Raw genomic sequence first — 18,266 nt, 5'->3', positions numbered from 1 at the left:
CATACACTGCAAACCTAAACATTAATAAGCAAAATATACTTTCTGATATGCAGGTGTTAGATGGTTGAGACAGCTCTTTTATTACGTTTTGCTATTGCTTTAGCTTTAGGTCTTCTCGTTGGTCTTGAACGAGAATATGCCCGATATAAAGGAAGAGGACATAAGCATGCAGGGATCAGGACATATGCGCTTATTGCAATATTTGGATCGTTGTCAGCGTATATTGGACAATCAGTTAATATTTGGATTTTTGTGGTAGCAAGTATTCTTTTGGGTGCTTTTGTGATTGCGGGATATTTTGCGATTGCAGAACATGAACGAAAATACATTGGTGCTACGTCAGAAATTGCGGCATTTGTGGTATTCTTTGTAGGAGCATTGTGTGTATATGGGGAGTTGCGTCTTGCAACACTGGTAACGATAGCAATTACAACCATTTTGTATGCTCGTTCTATTTTACATAATCTTGCGAAACATATGAGTAAACAAGAAATGACAGACACACTTAAATTTGCGATAATTGCATTTGTGATTTTACCGTTTCTTCCAAACCAAGGATATGGACCGCATGAATTGTTTAATCCATATATTATTTGGTTGATGGTTATTTTAATTTCAGGAATAAGTTTTGTGGGATATATTTTGATGAAGTTATATGGTGAAAAAGGAATCCCCCTTGCAGGTTTTCTGGGTGGAATAGTAAGTAGTGTTGCTGTAACAACAAGTTTTGCAACACGAAGTAAAAAACAAGTATCACTTTATCGTCCCCTTTCTTTAGGAATTCTCTTAGCTAATGGCATTATGTTAGGAAGAGTTTTAATTGAAGTTGCTGCAGTTAACCGTGAGCTACTGATTAAGATGTTACTTCCAGTAGGGATTTTAGCGGTTATTACGTTAATATTATGTTATTTCCTTTGGCACAAAGCCAAACCTGTTAAACAAGATATTGAACTGGGAACTCCTTTCTCTTTATGGCCAGCATTACGTTTCGCTTTACTACTAAGCTTTGCTTTAACAATAATTAAATTGGCAGGAATTTATTTATCACATACTGGTGTTTACTTTGTGAGTGCTTTGTCGGGGTTTGCGGATGTAGATGCAGCGGCGTTGTCGCTATCACATTTAGCAGGCAAGACATTGGACTTTACTACAGCAAGGAATGGAATTCTTCTTGCAGTGATTACAAATATGGGTACGAAAGGGGCAATAGCATATAGTATGGGAAGCCCAAAATTTGGAAAATTAGTGATAAGTTTGTTCTCAGTTCTGATAGTAGGTGGACTTGCAATAATATTCTTACTGTAGGTTAGCCACATAGATTTTAAAGGAAAGATTTATATTTGAAAAGTCTCAATTGGGAGTAACCTGAAGCCAGGTCTTTGAAGTTTGGGAGGGAACACACATGGAACAACTACTTTGCAAATATCCTAGTGAATGGGAACTTACTGCAGCAAAACATCCTGATGATGATGACGACGATTTTGATGACGATGATGATGTCGAAGAGGATGACGAGTATTAAGTTTTCTAGTTTTACTATTTCTTATTTTTCAATTATTTTCCCAAAAAGTGATTTGTAGAAGAAAAATTAGTAGAATTCTATTTGGGCCCGAGCAGGTGGAACCAAACTACCAGATTTCTCTTTTTTAGTTAAATTGAGAAATGAAGAGAAGTCGGGTGCTGATCCATCGGAGATGCGTTGATTTGCAGCTGTTGTGGAAGCCGAGGCATAGGAAGAAGAAGAAGAAGAAGAAGAAGATTCTGAGTTGTCATCAAACATGTTCATCATAGAGGTTGTGTCTACTGGTGTAGAAGAGACAGGGGTGATAGAGGAAGAATGCGAGGATTGAGAGGATTTGTAACCAAAATCCGGTGCATCTTCAATGTGTAATTGCAAGAAGGCAATAGCTTTACGAATGTCATTGACGGAATCAGCTTTTGTGTCGATTGTAATAATCATCTAACCCTCGATGTTTGGAAAGAGAGTAGTGATATATAATGGTTACGAAAACTACAATTTGTGTAGCATCTTTCGGACATGTCGTTTGTTAATATAATATACCGGTCGACCCCGTATGGGGCCACAAGAAATGAAGCAACGACTTCATTTCTGTGCAGAAATATGATGTTCCTCGTATTTCTTGCATCCCCCCGACCTTTTTCAATGTACTCTAATCATGCCTCACCCTTGTGATGCTACACAATTTTTCAAAACTCTATCTTTTGACTACGAGTTTGGGGTGGCTAAAGTATTAAAAGATAGAATTAGGAATTAAAATAGGTGATGTGCAATCGCGAATGCAACTAATTGGGATTATGTGAAAGATGTAATTCAAAAGGGAGACGAAGGATCGAGGCTCCTTGCTCAAGAAACATTCCCCACATTACGGAATAATTCTTTTATTGATCTTGTTGCAGGATATCCGGTAGTACGTGTTCCTCGCGATCATTTGGTTGTTGTTCACGGAACATATGGGAGAGAAACTCGACACCTTGAGGACCATGCACGATCTTTGGTTGATCGATTAGCTGCACAGGCACAGCGTATTGGTGCCACACCAGTAGGATTAGCTAATATTATTGATACTTCTCGAAGCGATATGCATATGCTTGCTCAGGCTGCTGTTGGATTAAATGAAGGGTGTGAACGCCATCATGTTGCCATCCTTAATGGAGAATACGCAGTGTTAGGAGATCGCGTGCTGGGAAATGGAAATATGAGTGGCGTGATGATTAGTATAATCCCTGCTGATCGACTTGCTCAAAAAGAAGGAGTATTGCAACCATTTTTTTCATCTCAACCATCTTTGAATAGACCCAGTTTTAATGATTATTACATTGTCTTCGACCCTCAAGGACAGCCAGTATTCATCAATTGTGATGGAGTAGGAACGAAAACAGAATTATATGAACGCGTGCGAAAACATGGAAGAGCTGTTGATGATTTGCTTGCCATGAATCTTGATGATACGATTAAGAAAGGGGCACATGCTCAAGCAGTCGTGGCATTGTTAGAATTACAACGAAACTGGAAGAGCCCAATTCCTGCTAAAATACAATGGCAATTACAGCACCAGATGAAACAATTAGGGATTAATGGCATTCTTGAAACTGAAGATATTGGTTGGCGTTTGGCAGGATACAATGCTACACAAGGATTCAATCTGAATGCTGCGGTAGTCAGCACGATTGATGAAGAACGATTACGAAATCCATTACGAAGTAGTGCTGGAGATTATTTAATTGCCATTTGGGGAAACCCGACACCGCGATCAAATGGGATTAGTTTGCGTCGACGCATTATGACAAAACAAGGTGGTGACGCGTGGCATAATAATGACCGTTACAGAGATGTGCGTGATTTTCTTACTACCCCCTCTACAATTTTGTATCCGGTTTTTGAGAAATTAGTGAGAGAGGGTTTAGCTACTAATGTTTATCATTTAAGTGGAGGGGCATGGGATGGTAAATTAGCTGTTCCATTAGCTACACAGGAGTTGTATGTCTCTGTTGATAACTTGCCAGTTCTGTCTAGTGCAGAGAAAAAACTTGCAGATTGGTCCGCATTGAACATCACTGATTTGTATAAATCATTATGCATGGGTATTGAAGGGTTAGTTACTACACCCAGCGAGGATACCGCAAGGGATGTAATTCACGCCATGGGTTTAAACGCCCAAGTTATTGGGCGCTTGGAAGCTGCGACAGTTGAAAATTCTGGCGTGCGATTGCGGGCATACAATGGTGAGCAAGTTTACTTTAGCGGAAAGAAATGAGCATCTCTGAATAAGAACACTTTTTTTATCTATTTGTTTGGTTTTTTATTTGTGTGTTTTCTTATTTTTTCTTTTCTAATCGCCATAATGTTACGTCAACGTCCATAACAGGTTTAGTATGAAATTCAAATGCGGCTTTGATGGGAAAATCATAGCGAGTGGTTTGCGTAATGCTAAATGCATGATCACGCGCGATTGCTTCGACGAATGACTTGGTCGAGGTCTTATGCATACTATATACTAATGGCGCAACGCTGAATGCTTTTTCTAGGAAGACTTTGTCGATGTGTTCGTTCTTCGTGCCAAATGGGGGATTTTGTACAACAAGATCAACTTCACCATCAAAGAGACGGATATCAACAGGGAGAAAGTCAGCAGTGCCAATGTCATATTCTTGCGAGATAGTATCGTAATTTTGTTTGCAGATGGCAAGGATTTTTGGATCTTTGTCAAGAAAGTAGATATGACGCGCGCCGAGTAGAAGCAGACCCATACCTAAGATTCCAGGACCACACGCGGCGTCAAGAATCCGTTTGCCGGCAATTTCACTACGCATTGCCATATCCCACACCCACGTCGCCGCGATTTGAGATGGTGTGGCGTATTGTTCTAGTTCCATGGAGGGGTTTTCAAAACTTTTGAGTTTACTAAGATAGACAGCGAGATCCTGTTTAGAACGAATGGACATGATAGACTAGAATTTATGAAGAGTTAAAAATCTTTGGTGAGAAGTTTGAATGGTGACAAATAGAGAAGGGTAAAATGGAGAGGAAGTAAGAGAGAAGAGGGAGAGGGAGAGAGAGAGAGAGTAATAAAATGAAGGAAGGAAATAGAGAAAGCAGGAGGAAGAAGAAGAAGAAAGGAGGAAAAAGAGTAAGAGGAGAATGAGAGGGATGAAAATATCTAGCCAGTGTCTTCTAATGGTATTTGCGCAGGAGGCGCTGGAGTATGACTCGTCTTTGGTGCCACCAGATCACGTGAACGCTGATGTAACTCTCGTTGATATTCTTGTAAGATTGGCAGGATTGCTTTATACCACACGACTAAAGATTTGTAATAATCAGAACCGCTATTGGGAATAATGATTGAAGAATCTACCTTTTGTACGTTTTCAAGAAATCTGTTAAGTCGATTCATAATTGTTTCACTATTTTCAAAATTGGGATTTAGGGATATTTTATGACTTTCAATTTGTGATTTAAGCATGGTCGTAAAAGTAGTGAAGGGGATAACCACATTACGTCGCAGTTCGACTAGTTCTGTGCGTACGGTTGTTTTCCCAACACGTTGAGATAATCGGGTTAATGATGCTTGCGCATTAGTGATATGATTTCCTAGTTGTCGCAAATCGGATTCAATAAATGCTTGTTCTTCAACAATAGTATGATGAGACATTGTTGATGCGCTTGTATACCCTGTATTTCGCCGTAAGAGTTGTTGAGCATGACTTTTAGCAACAATCTGCGCAGTAGATTCGATCCTTTTTTCTTCTTTGGTGAGTTCGTCGTAAGCTAATAATAATGGACGTTTGAGCGCTTCAATGTGTTTATTATTATCAGGAGGTACAAGTGTCGCCATCTTTTTTTCTAAATGACGGGCATCATTGATAAGTGAGTTAGCAAGAGGTCTTTGTGCTATGAATTTTTTTGCATAGGCTAATTCACACAGAGGAATTGATCGTTTGAGTGGATCAAGAACATTATTATTGTAGGCTCGAATAGCTGTACGATTCCAAGCAGGAGAATGTGCTTGACAATATTCACGTTGAAATTGACTTATTTTGGTAATATCAACAATGAGAATTCGAATGATGTTATCTATCTCTTCTTTTCTTTTACGCATTTCGTATTGCTTCTTAATTTGTGGATCACGACTCCATCGATCGAACAAGCCCATATGATTAATTAATCGAGAACAAGTTATAAAGATGATTTATCACAGGGAAGTAGAGAAGTGAAAGAAAATAAATGGAAATGAGGAGTAGAAATTGAGAGCTTATTGGATTGTTGTTGTTGAAGGGCTTACAATAGTTATGTCCAAGCTTGCACCTTGGGAAGTAATTCTGTTTTGTAGTTGTTGTAAACGAATGGGTACTTGTTCTCGAAGAAGTTGGGTTACTCCCAAAGGTTCTCCAGCTCGTATTAATTCCATGCCTAAATCAAGACTTCCGATAGAATTTCCATCACGCTGTACTCGTGCCACATACCAAACCGCGACAGAATGAGGATCAACAGAAGAGGGTCTGGTCTGCTGATCAATGAAGATACCATAGTGTGAACCTGCTGTGGCTTCAAAAGTAGCAGCCTCAAAAGTATATAACCCACCCATAGGGTGTATCGATCAGAGGGGGTTTTATATATGTTTAGCCTATGAAGCATATAATTTCTTGACAAATGCGTTTACGACTCGTTGGAAAAGCACTTCTTGCGCACTTAAATCTCCGAGTTCATCTTTGAGCTCACGTGCCCGTTTTAAAACGAGGTTAAGGTCTTGAATAATAGGTTGGAGAATAGAATTATCAGTGTATTCGTCTTTTGGTCTTTCTTGAATAATTTCAATAGCCCGATCAAGGATAGAGATCATGGCAGTGATGAAATCAATGACTTCACCAATCATCACTTTTAATTTGTTTGCAGTATATTCATCATCCATCTCCAAAGCAACACCAGGAGAAGCACCCTGTTGATGAATGAGATGAAGAGCATTTTGAATAAGAGTAATGTCTTTCCTGTGACTTCCCACGTTCTCATATAATTTGGAGAGTTCTGTTCGTTCTGCTTTAATATCGTTGATAAGTTCCTCACGATGATATTTAGTGAAGATTGGGAAATTCAAATGGATGGAGAGCCGACCAATATGTCTTTCTAAATGTTGAATAAAAATCTCATCTGCGATTTTAAGTTCGCGATGCCCTTTTGTTGCCTGTTGTTCATATTTTCTAAGATAGGCAAGTATTTCAGGAGGATACTCTGAAAGAGGAATGTGTCCCATGTTTATGAAGAAAGATGTTCGCGTATATCAACTTTTGCATATGGTGTAGCGTGATAAAGATAAGGTAAAATCGAAATCTATTTAAAGATGATAACAATCATTTAAGATTGGGTGGTGGCAAGTAGAAAGAGTAATTTCTACTAAAATAGTGAGGACGTTTTGTCCAAAAAAAGAGGAAGAGCGAGCATACTCTTTCACATATCACATTCATGAGGTAGTTGTATCTATGTCATATGATTTTAGTAAAGTTCGACACGCACTGGAGGAACATCTTGCTGCGATCAATGAAAATACTTCTGAAATTCAAGCCCTCTTTGATTATTTACAAGAGTTAGAAGTCAAAACGGAGAAGCTTGCAGCACGTCTTGATTTACTACAACTTAAAGTTGATCCTGTCCCTTGTGCTGAAAAACCTCAACTAATCCCATTAACACAACTAGAGAAAAAAATATTTCTGGTTTTGTATACGGAAACCACACCATTATGCTGGACAGAGATTGCGCAACGAACAGGTGTGCCTTTACCAACGGTGCAAGAATGTTTATCATCGTTAACGGAAAAAGGGATTCCACTTCTACGAACATATGTCCAAGATCACATTTTCTTTAAGATTAATCCTGTGTTTAAAGAACAACAAGCCAAAGAGAATTTAGTGAATTTGTCGCTGCAGAGTTTCTTGGAGAATTGAGGGATGTCAATCACTCACGACCACTCTCGGTCAATAGACCGAGAGCATGCTCGGCTACGCCTCGGGTCGTTCGTTCGGACCCTGACCACCCCTATGAATTTTTTTCCGCTTCTCAACCACTGGTGAACACACCAGTGGAATAGTCAGATTTAATTTGAAAAGAGATTTCTGACCTATCTTAATTTTCGTCTTAAAATATTGATTTCTTGTGCTAAATCATCGAATTCTTTAGGGTCTATTTTTGGCGATGTAGAAAGGTGTTTCGATGTAATGCTGACTGAATCATTCCTCCGGACTACGTTTTCAATTTTTGGTGATACTAATTCAATTGAAGAACGAGAAGAGAAAGAGGGATTGAGTTTAGTAATAATGCGTGGTCTTGTAGGTGCTAACTGTGCATCTTTTGAGGGTCTAATAGATTTTGTAATAATTCGCGGTGTTTGCGATTTAACAGGAACAGATTTGCGGTGTTCTAAAGGTAGTTCTTCAATAATACGGGGAACAGGGATGTATGTTGGCTCCATGATACCAAGTTTTTGATCGATCATGTCTAATTCTGCTTTGAGTTTATCTTTTCTGAGTGAGGGATTTTTCTGAGGTGTAGGAGTAGAGCTGGAGGAAGTGGAATCAGTGAAAAAATCTACATCTTTAAACGCAATGTCTTGATTAAATGAGGGAAGCGATTTTGGTTGATTTCGTTTTCTATAAACTCGAAACCACCACAATAATGTAAAAAGGACAATAATTGCAACGATGAATGCCAGGAAGGGGAATAATTGTTCCAAAAGGGGTGAAACCATATAGAAATTACTTTTTTGAAGCATAAAAAGCTTGCGGAAAGGGGAGATGTGAAAGATAGACCAGATCACTCGTTTTATTTATTACTATTTAGTGATAAATATAACTAAAGTTTTTTAAAGCACTGCTTCTTTGCAGGACCATATGGATAATGACAAGAACTATCTGTCAGGTACTATCGAACCAAATTATGAGGGATTTCAACAGTACGCTTTGCAATTACTTCAATTTGAGAAACAAGAAACAGGTATGCTTTCTGGTTTAGATAGATTACGAGATGAAATTTCACTGTTAGATAGATATATTGCTATTGATGATGCGGATGTCACCAGCTGCCCAGATGATGAGGCAGATGTTTTTGTTGCAGAAGCCCAACGTGCTGTTTACCAAGACATTGCTACTACATACGAAGCGCATGTGAAAAGAGCATATGAGTTATTACGAGATAACCATGATGAAGGCTCAACATTACGCGCAAGGATAGGAGCATTAGAACAGGAGCATACTGTTCTTCTCATCGGACGGGATTTATTTTATGAAGTGTTTGAGGTTTCTTTAAAAATGGCTGCGTATAGTACCGTGAGAGAGTGTTATTCTAAAGAATTTGCTGATGTGGAAAGTATTTTGATGGGAAATGACTCCCCCGATACCAAAATGTCAAAGATTCTTGAAAGACAAACTACCTTTCGTAATGAATTTTGTAGCGAGGATGATTCAAATATTGAAACCGGAAATATTGAAGCGAGAATACGACTCCTTGCTATAACTGAGGCATTGCCTCTGGACCAAAAACCGACTCCAGACCAAACTTCCGAGAGAATACAATTAAATTATGCAGATGTTGCATGGAATGATTAATTTTTTTCTTTTAGAACTATCATTTCTAATTTACTTTCTAAAATTTGCAGACGAAGAGGGTTACAGCGGCGAAAAGTGTAGTAATCATCTTTTGTTCGCCAATAGTAAATGACACTCACTCTAACAGTTTGTTCATCTTGTTGTGTTTCAAAAACAGACTTTCCTTGATAGTGAGGCGATTCTTTAAAGAAAAAAGGAAATGTAAGAGAAACAAGACGATGAAATAATTCATATTTTTCTTTAGGTACTTGATATTCTTGAACAATCTGGTCAAACAATGATACACCTCTTTGATGTGTCAATTCTCGCCAACTTAATGAATTTTATCCAAAATAATGCGCTTTTTCTTCTTTGATTTGTTTGGCGCGCGCGGTGCTGAAGTAATTATCAAGTTGCTTATAGGTATCTTCGGTTTCTTTGTCCACGGATGCATGAACGATTTCAAGTGCTTTGGTAAAGTGATCTGCCGTAACTTCTTTGGCTTTGATGTCTTCACGTAATGCTACCATGGCAGCCTCCCGACAAACACCTTCAATATCTGCTCCAACATAGCCTTCGGTTTTCTTGGCGAGATCTTTTTTGTCAACACCATTCGCAATAGGCATTTTGGAAAGATAAATTTCAAAGATTTTTTGACGAGCTTCTTGTGTTGGCACTGGTGTGAGAATAATACGGTCAAACCGACCTTGACGCAAGAGCGCAGGATCAATAATATCTGGTCGATTCGTTGCAGCAATAATGACAACATCATTAAGGCTTTCAAGACCATCCATTTCACTAAGCATTTGATTGACAACACGTTCGCTTACTTTGGAATCGCTTCCGCTGCTTCGTTTAGGAACTAATGCATCAATTTCATCAAAGAACAGAATAGTAGGGGCAGTTTGACGCGCCTTGCGGAAAATTTCTCGTACGGCTTTTTCCGATTCGCCAACCCATTTGCTTAACATACTTGGACCATTGACTAAAATAAAATTGGCTTCGCTTTCTTTGGCAACTGCTTTCGCAAGTAAGGTTTTTCCTGTCCCAGGTGGACCATAGAGAAGAATACCACGAGGAGGACGAATACCCATACGTTTGAATACTTCTGGTTTTTTAAGCGGCCATTCAACTGCTTCTTGCAATTTTTCTTTGACGCTTTCAAGACCACCAACATCAGTCCAGCTCACATCAGGTGTTTCAACAAGCACTTCACGCATGGCGGAAGGTCGAACTGTTTTAAGAGCTTGATAAAGGTGAGGCAACCTAATTTCTATTTTTTCTAGTACTTCTTTAGGGAACGGCTCATCTTCCCGTAGTCCTCTTTTTTTAATTTCAGGCAGAACATCTTCACGCAGTACAATCATTGCAGCTTCTTTGGCAAGTGAGTTTAAGTCGGCACCAACAAAACCATGAGTTATCTTCGAGATCTCCATTAAATCTCTTTCTTTTTCTTTTTGTTTGGTCTTTGTATCAATGGTTTCAACTAATCCTAAATTATCAAATTTCTTATAATCTTCAGAATATTTATTTTCAATCAGCTTTCTTCGTGGATCATCAAGTGTATACTTTGCTTTGGATTCTTCTATCTTTCTAAGATCGTCAACTAGTTTTACCATACGTGGACGATCACTTTTTAATTCTTTGATTAATGATTCTATCTCGGTAACTTCTTCATTTATTTTCTTGATATCAGATTCTAAGCCACGAATAGATTCTAGAACTTTAAATAAAACACTTTGGTCTGTCTTCTTCTTTCTTTCTAATAATTTTTCAAGCTCGTCTTTTTTCTCTATGATATTTTGTGAGAGATTTTTAATTTTGTCATTTAACTCTTCTAAAACAACTGATGCTCTAATATCAGGGTATCGATTTGAAGAGAAAGGCATGTTTCTCGTATGAATTTTAAGAATCTCTAACCGCCCTTCCTTATTTGGTACGCCAATTTCAATTTCACGATCAAAGCGACCTGGGCGACGTAGTGCCATGTCAAGAAGATTCGGCATGTTAGTTGCGGCAATAACAATGACTTTGCCACGGCTCTTTAGGCCATCCATAAGACCAAGCAATTGGGCAACAACACGTTTCTCAACATCGCCGCGTGTTTCTTCACGCTTGGTGGCGATGGCATCAATTTCATCAAAGAAGATGATTGATGGGGCGTTTTCTTCTGCTTCTTCAAATTTCTTACGTAAGTTGGCTTCCGATTCTCCATAAAACTTGGAGATGACTTCTGGACCATTGATGAGAATAAAATGAGAATTGGTTTCTGATGCAACTGCTTTCGCAAGCAAAGTTTTTCCCGTCCCAGGTGGACCGTGAAGCAAGACCCCTTTAGGTGCTTCAATTCCGAGTTTCTCAAAAATCTCAGGATGTTTGAGAGGTAGTTCAACCATTTCACGAACTTTTTTGATTTCTTCACTTAAGCCACCAATATCTTCATAATTGACACCAAGACCGAGCCCTTCTTCCTCTTTTAACTCAACAGCTTGAGGATTAAAAATAATTTCAGTTTCTGCTGTTACTTGAACGATCTCATTACGTGGTTGTGTATCGACGACGATGAACTTAAGATCACCAAAACCAAAGCCAGCAAAGTGACCAAGTTCGTTTTCCATCATGGAAAATAGTTCACTTAATTCATTGCCTGGCGCGGCATCACGACGACGAGTTCGACCTAATGAAACGATATCACCTTTTACGAGTGCTTTATCGAGAAGCCCCTGTTTGAAAATCTGAGGGGACGCTTTGATGAGGACACCTTTCTGCGCGGGAGCAATGGATACTTTTTTGGCAACTTTGACAGATGCTTTAGCAACTTCGACCATTTCTCCAATAGAAGTACGAGCATTACGACGAATATTTCCGTCCATACGAATGATATTTAGACCAATGTCGCCAGGATATGCACGATCTACTTTAGCAGCAGTTTTGCGTTCACCTTTGATTTCAACGAAGTCGCCTGGCGCAACACCTATTTGACGCATGAAGCTTGAATCAATCTTGACAATGCCTTTGTTGACATCATCTTGAACTGCTTCCATAACTTTCAATTTTATTGGAGGTGTCTCTGCTGTGTTCATAATTTGGTAGGCGTTTTAGCGTTTTATAAAGATTATGGTATAATAATGGTGAGGTCATATGAAGAAGATGACAAGTTCTGGTTAAAAGAGCAAATAGAACAAATATTACCCGAAAAGAGAGAAAATAGAGCCCTATTTCCAAATTGCAGGAAGAGTGCCGTATACTTTATGATACCAACGATGAAATCGTACATCTGCTTCTGGATCCCCTTTATTAGATGAGGTATAGGGTTGATGATGGATATACTTTCCATAAAATTGATCACAAAATTTCATGTATTCTCTGGTAAAGAGAATGAATTCATGCCAAACATTGTCAACTTTGGTGCTCACCATGCCCAAAGATTGTTGAGAGATAGTAAGCAGAGCAACGTATTTCTTGAATTCTATGAATAAGAGATTACATTCTTCTTCATTTTTGACTTCTCCTTTCTTGATGAGACGCTCGCAGAGCCATGGTGCTTGATAGTTGGCAAGATCCTCGAAAAACTGTTGCTCTCGTTTTCCTAAAAGAGAAAAAGAAAAAGGAAAGACTGGTTGTGTTTTTTCTGCCAATGTTGCGGTAACAATGAGGAGATTAGTATTCATTTTAATCGCCACCTCCCCCACATCCACCGCCACCACAACCGCCATCTCCTCCGCCGCTGCAACCGCCTCCGCTACCACCAGCATCGCCGCCATGTCCACCTCCATCGTGACCTCCCCCATGATGACCACCGCCATCTCCTCCACTTGAGAAGATGGACCAATCAAACCAGCCGCTTCCCGTATCAGTACTCGTCGTGTTTGATGTAGAATCTCTTGATGAACTCCTACTTGCTGAAGGACTTGAATATCCTCTACTTGAATACCCTGTTCCTGACGATCCTGAAGACCCTGAATTACGTCTTTCATATCTTCTATCATTAGACCCTGCTCGAAGCGCTGCATAAATCCCAACCCCCACAAGTGTTGCAACAGCGGCGAGACCACCAATGGCAAGATAATCTGAATCTTTTTCAGTACAGCCTGCAACACTCATGACCAAAGGTGAATACATTGCTGCTTTGGTCCATCCACCAGCTCCCCGTACTAAATCACTTAATTCTTGTTTTGTCATTTTTTCCTCCAAACTGACTTTCTTCACCAGTTCTAGGATTCATTTAGTTTCCAAGAATTATGTAGCTAACCGACATATACTATGTAGTTAGAGTAAAATTTATATAGTTCTGGATATGAGGATGAGTGTGGAACATCGAAAAATTCAATTGGTTGCAGGAACCACGTACCAGCTTTCGCTGCCTAAACAATGGGTAGTGAAGAATAATCTCAAAGAAGGCAAAGAACTTTTAGTAGTTGAACGAAGTGATCGTTCGCTTTTAATTACGACAATTGATGAGAAAAGTCTTGAACGAAAGCAAATTTCATTGCCTCTTGATGAATTAGAAACAAGCGTAGATAGGGTGTTGTTTACGTTGTACTATTTAGGATTTGAGGATGTAGAACTTTTCTCTAAAAAAGAGATTGCAAAATCAGTACGCATGAGAGTACGCCAAACCCTTGCCAATATGAGTGGTACAGAGGTGACATATGAAGATCCATATAAGATCACAATTAAGATTCTACTTGATCGAGAGCGCATTGATGCAATTCAAGTATTATATAGAATCAGCTTGATTATCGGACAATCTATTCTGAGTATTGAGAATACGCCCCACCTAGAAGATCTTGATCTTAATGAACGGGAAATTGATCGATTGTACCATCTCATCTGCAAGATTCTTTCTCTTTCGATGATTAATACTACATTACTTCACACATCAAAAATTCAGAACACAGGCATTATCACTAATTATATGATCATGGCTAAGAAGCTGGAGAATATTGGCGATCGGGTTTATTTCTTAGGAAAATACCACATTGAAAAAAAGGAAGGAGTGAAGAATAAAATCGAAAAGGAATGTTTAGACTTGATCATGAACGAACTTTCACGATCGATGAAATGCATTCTTGCTGATTATCCTACACTTTTTCATCGATTTGATGAAAGTGTTATTCGACAGAAATTGTATTCAATCAAAGAAGAGACGATACGTGAAAATCTTTATATTTCGCTACGTTATCTTATTGATATCCAAGAGGAAGTTGTGAGTATTTCGTTTGTGAAGAAATTAATACGTGAAGGAAAACTTTGAGCATGGTCTTTGTCCAAAAGGATATAAAGTGCGAGAATATACTTTAATTATGTCAACGCAGCCTTTGCTTGGTACGTCTCTGGAAGTGATTTCTTCGGTTATACGCGGGCTTGGCGGCAAAACAGATCATCAGGATATTAGCTTGATTACTAACCAAGTTGGCTCTGCCCAGCATACAATCTTTTTTCTAGTTGATGGGTTAGGATATGATTCAATATCAAAACTGCCTGCACGATCTTTTCTGGTTCAAGCATGCCAAGGGAAGACTCGAAGTATTTTTCCTTCTGCAACGGCTGCAGCTATCACGACACTCATGACTGGATTAAGTCCATTAGAACATGGCATCCCTGGTTGGTATACACATTTTCCACACATAAATGAGATGGGTGCAATATTACCCTCCAAAACACGAGCAGGAAAACCATTAAAGTTATCCCGTAACGCATTTCCTCAATCATTATTGAATGCAGTTCCTGTACGAAAAAATCTTGTTATCAAGAAAAACTTAGCCAAGAGCAAATTTAATTCGTTGTTTGTAAAATGGGACAAAACGATTACTTTTCAAAACATGGGGGGAATGTTTCGCGCGTTACGTAGTGCGATAGCTCAATCGCAAACATCCCCTACAAGAACATTCACGTACGTTTATTGGGGAGGATATGATGATCTCTCGCATTTGTATGGAAAACAGAGTGAGAAAGCAAGAGTGATGCTCCAGGAGTTAGATAAACGATTAGAGGAATTTGTTAAAGCGACGAAACACAGTGATACGTTGCTGATTTTAACAGCAGATCATGGACAGATAACAACAACTCGTAAGAATACAATTTTACTTAATCGTGATGCACATTTTGTGGATTGTTTACGGTTGCCTTGCGCAGGTGAACCACGTGCACTGTTTTGCTATGTACGTGCGGAGCGTAAGCAGTTCTTTGAAAAGTACGTTCAACAAAAATATCGCACGGTGTTAAAAATATATAAGACATCAGAGCTGCTAGAACATTTCGGACCAGGAAAAATGCACCCAGAATTTTTGCAGCGAACAGGAGATTATGTACTTATTCCCAAAGAAAATTGTGTCCTACGTTTCTTTTTGAAAGGCGAAGAAGAAGTTTTCTTTCCAGGACATCACGGCGGATTGAGTGATGAAGAAATGATAGTGCCATTGATTGTGAAAAAGTTGTGAGAATGATAAGTCAAAGAAATTCGACCACCGCCGGTCAATATGCACAGAAATCTACGATTTCTGGCACGCCAGAAACGCCATGCGTTTCTCAGCGGACCGGACGGCACAAGAAATCAAGAAACTACTTGATTTCGGTGCAGAAATGAGAGAACGATCTCATTTCTGATCAGAAACAAAGTAGTTTCTTTGTTTCTTGCTTCGCTCGGGTCGAATTTCCGACCCTGCTAATTCCAAGCAATGTTAGAATTGCAGTAAACCACTTGTGAATACACAAGTGGAATTAGCAGATTAAAGAAAATGAATTCAAAAAAGGAAATGAATTAAAAAAAAGGTTTAGAAAAAAAAAATGCCAAAAAATTTACGGTTTAGCTTTTACTTTAGGTAAAGGTAAGGGACTTGGTAAATTAATGTCTTCACTTATTTTGATAGCTTGAATGTTGCCTTTATGAAGTGCAGCATTCACAATCATTTCCATGATTGGACCTGGAACTTTTTTGTCTTTGTCCCACATTTTTCGAATTTCTGCGACTTTTGCATCAGATTCTACATAGAGAACTTGTCCTTCTACTTCAATGCGTCCAAGATCAGGTTCGTAGCTGCAATTGAAGTTGAATGTAAATTTGAGACCTTTTTTGCCTTCAACAGCAAAGCTGAGATCTTCTACATCTTTAATAGAAACATTGTTATGAATTTTTACTTGTCCACCGCGGGATGCAAGATTGCGATCTGCATGAACTTTATGAATGTTTATTTTTACAATAGTCATGATATAACCACCTGTTTGTGTTTTTTCTGTTAGAAGAGAGGGGGTTTATAAAGTTTGCTTCTTAAGGTTGTTTTGCTGTAGTTTTGTTAGCGCGCTTTTGAGACTATACGTTGAGATTCATACCCCCGTAGAAGTGTCTCAACGTGATCCATAGCTTCATAATGAGTTTGATATAATTTGAGAAGCCCTTGCAGTGCTTCCATTGATCCTTGCCGGTCAGTAAGACGAATGTGGTTTTTGAGCTTATCAAGTTGGGCAGTGATTGCAAGATGATTTGTACGAAGTAGATTTCCGGACTGTTTTACGGTTTGAAGAATTTTTGAGGGAAGACCTGTGCTTAAATCAAGATTAGATATTAAATTTTGAATTTCTCCGTACGCAAGGGGAAGACTCTCTTCATTTTCACTGAGAATTTTTATGCTTTTATGTGTTGAACGCCAGTCAGCCATTTCAATGGTTTGAGAGAGTTCTTCAAGGTGTTGTTTTTGTTCTTTGAGTTTGCCGGAGATATCTTTGAGCACGTCGTCAACATCATCTAATAATCCCACATCTGGTTGAACTCCTACTACAACAGCACCCACCTGTGTTTTTGCAGCAGCGAGAACATCACCCCAAGAATCTAAACCTGAAGTTTGATGAAGTTGTGTAATTGCACTATGGGTTGTAAGAGAATACGTGTCGTTATGAGGATGATATTCTACCACCATTTTTCCTTGTGGTTGATTATTACAAACTAAGTGAAGATCAAGTGTGACTTGACTTTTTCCGGTGAACTTAGCAAAAAATGAAGGTTTTTGTGTTTCCCCTTGAATTGACCAGCCTTGATGACTTTGTGCGATATGGCGTCGAAGTTGATTTTGTGTGTCATCTTTTCTACTTTCAAAGAATTTGACGGCTTCATTGTTAAGGACGCGCTGATCAGGACTTTCATGACCTAATGATCGTTCTACAACTGCCGTGAAGATTTCCGTAGACATATCATAAGGAGAGCACTAGGGATATTTATGTGTTTTGATGGTGGGGCATGGAGAAAATGTAAGTTAAGAGAACGTAGTGAGAGAAGATTAAGTGATATTGTTATAAAAAAAATATGATTACTGAGAGAATTTTGAGTGTAACCTATCTTTCATTCCATTGAGATCTAATCCGCGATGATACCCACCGGCAAGAACGGTAAACGCGTTGTCATGGGGGTTATAAGTGACAGAGGCAAATGCAGAAGATTTTGTTTCTGGATGTTCTCCTACAACAGTCCATTCTAGTCCATCGCCCGCAACTCTTCCCGGCTTTGGTCCGAGGCGTAGGTTACAATATACACCTCGTTGATTAAGGGGACCGATAGTTTTTTCAATTTCTGCAGTAATACGTGAAGCATGATACATAAGAAAGCAGACCAAACGGTTTATTTATAAATATTTTGTTTTGTTACCCCTGAATAGAGATTACATTTTAGGAACTTGTCGAATGTCCACAACTTTTCCGTTATTTAGATTAATCATCTCAACAGGTGCGATTCTTACCAAGGCTTGAGGTGAACCACCACCACCATACACTGCATCTTTTTCCATGACTTGTTGGTCAATGTAGAACGTCGCAACGTAACCGATGGGTGGCGTTCCCCCGACGGGATAGCCTGTTTTTTCAAGAACAACTTCTGGTTTGGCGATGGAAACATCACATCCCGCAAGTACTTTGACTTTCTTGAGGTCTAGCTTATCTTCCCCTTTGAGAATACAGACAATGAAGTCACCCGTTTTGCTGGTGCAACAAATACTTTTGATAAAGTCAGAAGGAGATGCACCAACAGTTTCTGCTGCTTCTGCAACACTATGGCAAGATTGAGTGAACGAGAAATGCTGAGCTTTAAGATGGTGTTTTTGGAGGTAGACTTTAAGTTGCTCTTCGTAAGGATTCATAGAAGATAGAGAAAATAAGCAATACATAAAGATTGTGAAAAAAATGAAGAA

20 protein-coding genes are annotated in these 18,266 nt (G+C 39.0%); 6 read left to right on the top strand and 14 right to left on the bottom strand.

Going from position 1 to position 18,266, the window contains the following annotated elements; translation table 11 throughout:
• The first annotated feature begins 60 nt into the window (after positions 1–60).
• Positions 61–1,305 (top strand): MgtC/SapB family protein, encoded by a 1,245-nt coding sequence (locus tag HYV86_01385; GenBank protein MBI2572485.1) that lies wholly within the window; start codon positions 61–63, stop codon positions 1,303–1,305.
• 283 nt (positions 1,306–1,588) lie between these two features.
• Here HYV86_01385 and HYV86_01380 read toward each other — a convergent pair whose 3' ends face one another.
• Positions 1,589–1,960, bottom strand: a complete 372-nt coding sequence (locus HYV86_01380) for a hypothetical protein (protein ID MBI2572484.1) — start codon at positions 1,958–1,960, stop codon at positions 1,589–1,591.
• A gap of 358 nt (positions 1,961–2,318) precedes the next feature.
• On the opposite strand from HYV86_01380, the gene HYV86_01375 reads away from it, so the two are divergent.
• On the top strand, positions 2,319–3,776 hold the full coding sequence (locus HYV86_01375; GenBank protein ID MBI2572483.1) for a hypothetical protein: 1,458 nt from the start codon (positions 2,319–2,321) through the stop codon (positions 3,774–3,776).
• A gap of 61 nt (positions 3,777–3,837) precedes the next feature.
• On the opposite strand, the gene HYV86_01370 is transcribed toward HYV86_01375, so the two are convergent.
• From HYV86_01370 to HYV86_01355, 4 genes are all read right to left on the bottom strand, one after another.
• A complete protein-coding gene (locus HYV86_01370; protein MBI2572482.1) occupies positions 3,838–4,464 on the bottom strand; it encodes a methyltransferase in 627 nt (208 codons plus the stop codon).
• A 215-nt stretch (positions 4,465–4,679) separates the two neighbouring features.
• Positions 4,680–5,672, bottom strand: a complete 993-nt coding sequence (locus HYV86_01365; protein MBI2572481.1) for a hypothetical protein — start codon at positions 5,670–5,672, stop codon at positions 4,680–4,682.
• A 99-nt stretch (positions 5,673–5,771) separates the two neighbouring features.
• Positions 5,772–6,104 carry a hypothetical protein gene (locus tag HYV86_01360; protein MBI2572480.1) on the bottom strand — a complete coding sequence of 111 codons (333 nt, stop codon included), beginning with the start codon at positions 6,102–6,104 and terminating at the stop codon, positions 5,772–5,774.
• Positions 6,105–6,143: 39 nt separating this feature from the next.
• Complete coding sequence (locus HYV86_01355) at positions 6,144–6,767, bottom strand: hypothetical protein (protein ID MBI2572479.1); 624 nt, start codon at positions 6,765–6,767, stop codon at positions 6,144–6,146.
• Positions 6,768–6,993: 226 nt separating this feature from the next.
• On the opposite strand from HYV86_01355, the gene HYV86_01350 reads away from it, so the two are divergent.
• A complete protein-coding gene (locus HYV86_01350) occupies positions 6,994–7,455 on the top strand; it encodes a helix-turn-helix domain-containing protein (protein ID MBI2572478.1) in 462 nt (153 codons plus the stop codon).
• Positions 7,456–7,628: 173 nt separating this feature from the next.
• Here HYV86_01350 and HYV86_01345 read toward each other — a convergent pair whose 3' ends face one another.
• The gene (locus tag HYV86_01345) at positions 7,629–8,255 is read right to left on the bottom strand and encodes a hypothetical protein (protein ID MBI2572477.1); all 627 of its coding nucleotides are present in this window, start codon (positions 8,253–8,255) and stop codon (positions 7,629–7,631) included.
• Positions 8,256–8,397: 142 nt separating this feature from the next.
• On the opposite strand from HYV86_01345, the gene HYV86_01340 reads away from it, so the two are divergent.
• On the top strand, positions 8,398–9,111 hold the full coding sequence (locus HYV86_01340; GenBank protein ID MBI2572476.1) for a hypothetical protein: 714 nt from the start codon (positions 8,398–8,400) through the stop codon (positions 9,109–9,111).
• Here the strand turns inward: HYV86_01340 and HYV86_01335 are convergent.
• From HYV86_01335 to HYV86_01320, 4 genes are all read right to left on the bottom strand, one after another.
• Complete coding sequence (locus tag HYV86_01335; GenBank protein ID MBI2572475.1) at positions 9,108–9,413, bottom strand: hypothetical protein; 306 nt, start codon at positions 9,411–9,413, stop codon at positions 9,108–9,110. The genes HYV86_01340 and HYV86_01335 overlap by 4 nt on opposite strands.
• A gap of 21 nt (positions 9,414–9,434) precedes the next feature.
• Positions 9,435–12,173, bottom strand: a complete 2,739-nt coding sequence (locus HYV86_01330) for a CDC48 family AAA ATPase (protein MBI2572474.1) — start codon at positions 12,171–12,173, stop codon at positions 9,435–9,437.
• Between the two features lie 132 nt (positions 12,174–12,305).
• On the bottom strand, positions 12,306–12,866 hold the full coding sequence (locus HYV86_01325) for a hypothetical protein (GenBank protein MBI2572473.1): 561 nt from the start codon (positions 12,864–12,866) through the stop codon (positions 12,306–12,308).
• On the bottom strand, positions 12,763–13,272 hold the full coding sequence (locus tag HYV86_01320) for a hypothetical protein (GenBank protein MBI2572472.1): 510 nt from the start codon (positions 13,270–13,272) through the stop codon (positions 12,763–12,765). The genes HYV86_01325 and HYV86_01320 overlap by 104 nt, the downstream gene beginning before the upstream one ends.
• A 127-nt stretch (positions 13,273–13,399) precedes the next feature.
• Here HYV86_01320 and HYV86_01315 point away from each other — a divergent pair, with 127 nt between their 5' ends.
• Together HYV86_01315 and HYV86_01310 are read left to right on the top strand one after the other, a co-directional pair.
• A complete protein-coding gene (locus tag HYV86_01315; protein MBI2572471.1) occupies positions 13,400–14,347 on the top strand; it encodes a hypothetical protein in 948 nt (315 codons plus the stop codon).
• 49 nt (positions 14,348–14,396) lie between these two features.
• A complete protein-coding gene (locus HYV86_01310) occupies positions 14,397–15,533 on the top strand; it encodes an alkaline phosphatase family protein (GenBank protein ID MBI2572470.1) in 1,137 nt (378 codons plus the stop codon).
• Positions 15,534–15,891: 358 nt separating this feature from the next.
• Here HYV86_01310 and HYV86_01305 read toward each other — a convergent pair whose 3' ends face one another.
• The 4 genes from HYV86_01305 to HYV86_01290 all read right to left on the bottom strand — a co-directional run bounded on the left by HYV86_01305 (position 15,892) and on the right by HYV86_01290 (position 18,215).
• On the bottom strand, positions 15,892–16,299 hold the full coding sequence (locus HYV86_01305; GenBank protein ID MBI2572469.1) for a hypothetical protein: 408 nt from the start codon (positions 16,297–16,299) through the stop codon (positions 15,892–15,894).
• 86 nt (positions 16,300–16,385) lie between these two features.
• Positions 16,386–17,276, bottom strand: coding sequence for a hypothetical protein (locus tag HYV86_01300; GenBank protein MBI2572468.1), 891 nt, complete (start codon positions 17,274–17,276; stop codon positions 16,386–16,388).
• Positions 17,277–17,393: 117 nt separating this feature from the next.
• The gene (locus tag HYV86_01295; protein ID MBI2572467.1) at positions 17,394–17,681 is read right to left on the bottom strand and encodes a hypothetical protein; all 288 of its coding nucleotides are present in this window, start codon (positions 17,679–17,681) and stop codon (positions 17,394–17,396) included.
• Positions 17,682–17,741: 60 nt separating this feature from the next.
• Positions 17,742–18,215: a hypothetical protein gene (locus HYV86_01290; GenBank protein MBI2572466.1), complete on the bottom strand. Its 474-nt coding sequence runs from the start codon at positions 18,213–18,215 to the stop codon at positions 17,742–17,744.
• Positions 18,216–18,266 lie beyond the last annotated feature (51 nt).

The organism is Candidatus Woesearchaeota archaeon (assembly GCA_016188115.1).
Taxonomy (GTDB): domain Archaea; phylum Nanobdellota; class Nanobdellia; order Woesearchaeales; family GW2011-AR9; genus JACPIK01.
The sequence above is the reverse complement of the archived record's forward strand: the minus strand, read 5'-3'. Positions and strand labels throughout refer to the sequence as shown.

What these genes read in the sequence shown, in the direction of transcription:
- HYV86_01385 (MBI2572485.1), top strand. Translation starts at nt 61, where the DNA reads ATGGTTGAGACAGCTCTTTTATTACGTTTTGCTATTGCTTTAGCTTTA.
- HYV86_01380 (MBI2572484.1), bottom strand. Translation starts at nt 1,960, where the DNA reads ATGATTATTACAATCGACACAAAAGCTGATTCCGTCAATGACATTCGT.
- HYV86_01370 (MBI2572482.1), bottom strand. Translation starts at nt 4,464, where the DNA reads ATGTCCATTCGTTCTAAACAGGATCTCGCTGTCTATCTTAGTAAACTC.
- HYV86_01365 (MBI2572481.1), bottom strand. Translation starts at nt 5,672, where the DNA reads ATGGGCTTGTTCGATCGATGGAGTCGTGATCCACAAATTAAGAAGCAA.
- HYV86_01360 (MBI2572480.1), bottom strand. Translation starts at nt 6,104, where the DNA reads ATGGGTGGGTTATATACTTTTGAGGCTGCTACTTTTGAAGCCACAGCA.
- HYV86_01355 (MBI2572479.1), bottom strand. Translation starts at nt 6,767, where the DNA reads ATGGGACACATTCCTCTTTCAGAGTATCCTCCTGAAATACTTGCCTAT.
- HYV86_01350 (MBI2572478.1), top strand. Translation starts at nt 6,994, where the DNA reads ATGTCATATGATTTTAGTAAAGTTCGACACGCACTGGAGGAACATCTT.
- HYV86_01345 (MBI2572477.1), bottom strand. Translation starts at nt 8,255, where the DNA reads ATGGTTTCACCCCTTTTGGAACAATTATTCCCCTTCCTGGCATTCATC.
- HYV86_01340 (MBI2572476.1), top strand. Translation starts at nt 8,398, where the DNA reads ATGGATAATGACAAGAACTATCTGTCAGGTACTATCGAACCAAATTAT.
- HYV86_01330 (MBI2572474.1), bottom strand. Translation starts at nt 12,173, where the DNA reads ATGAACACAGCAGAGACACCTCCAATAAAATTGAAAGTTATGGAAGCA.
- HYV86_01325 (MBI2572473.1), bottom strand. Translation starts at nt 12,866, where the DNA reads ATGGAGGTGGACATGGCGGCGATGCTGGTGGTAGCGGAGGCGGTTGCA.
- HYV86_01320 (MBI2572472.1), bottom strand. Translation starts at nt 13,272, where the DNA reads ATGACAAAACAAGAATTAAGTGATTTAGTACGGGGAGCTGGTGGATGG.
- HYV86_01310 (MBI2572470.1), top strand. Translation starts at nt 14,397, where the DNA reads ATGTCAACGCAGCCTTTGCTTGGTACGTCTCTGGAAGTGATTTCTTCG.
- HYV86_01305 (MBI2572469.1), bottom strand. Translation starts at nt 16,299, where the DNA reads ATGACTATTGTAAAAATAAACATTCATAAAGTTCATGCAGATCGCAAT.
- HYV86_01300 (MBI2572468.1), bottom strand. Translation starts at nt 17,276, where the DNA reads ATGTCTACGGAAATCTTCACGGCAGTTGTAGAACGATCATTAGGTCAT.
- HYV86_01295 (MBI2572467.1), bottom strand. Translation starts at nt 17,681, where the DNA reads ATGTATCATGCTTCACGTATTACTGCAGAAATTGAAAAAACTATCGGT.
- HYV86_01290 (MBI2572466.1), bottom strand. Translation starts at nt 18,215, where the DNA reads ATGAATCCTTACGAAGAGCAACTTAAAGTCTACCTCCAAAAACACCAT.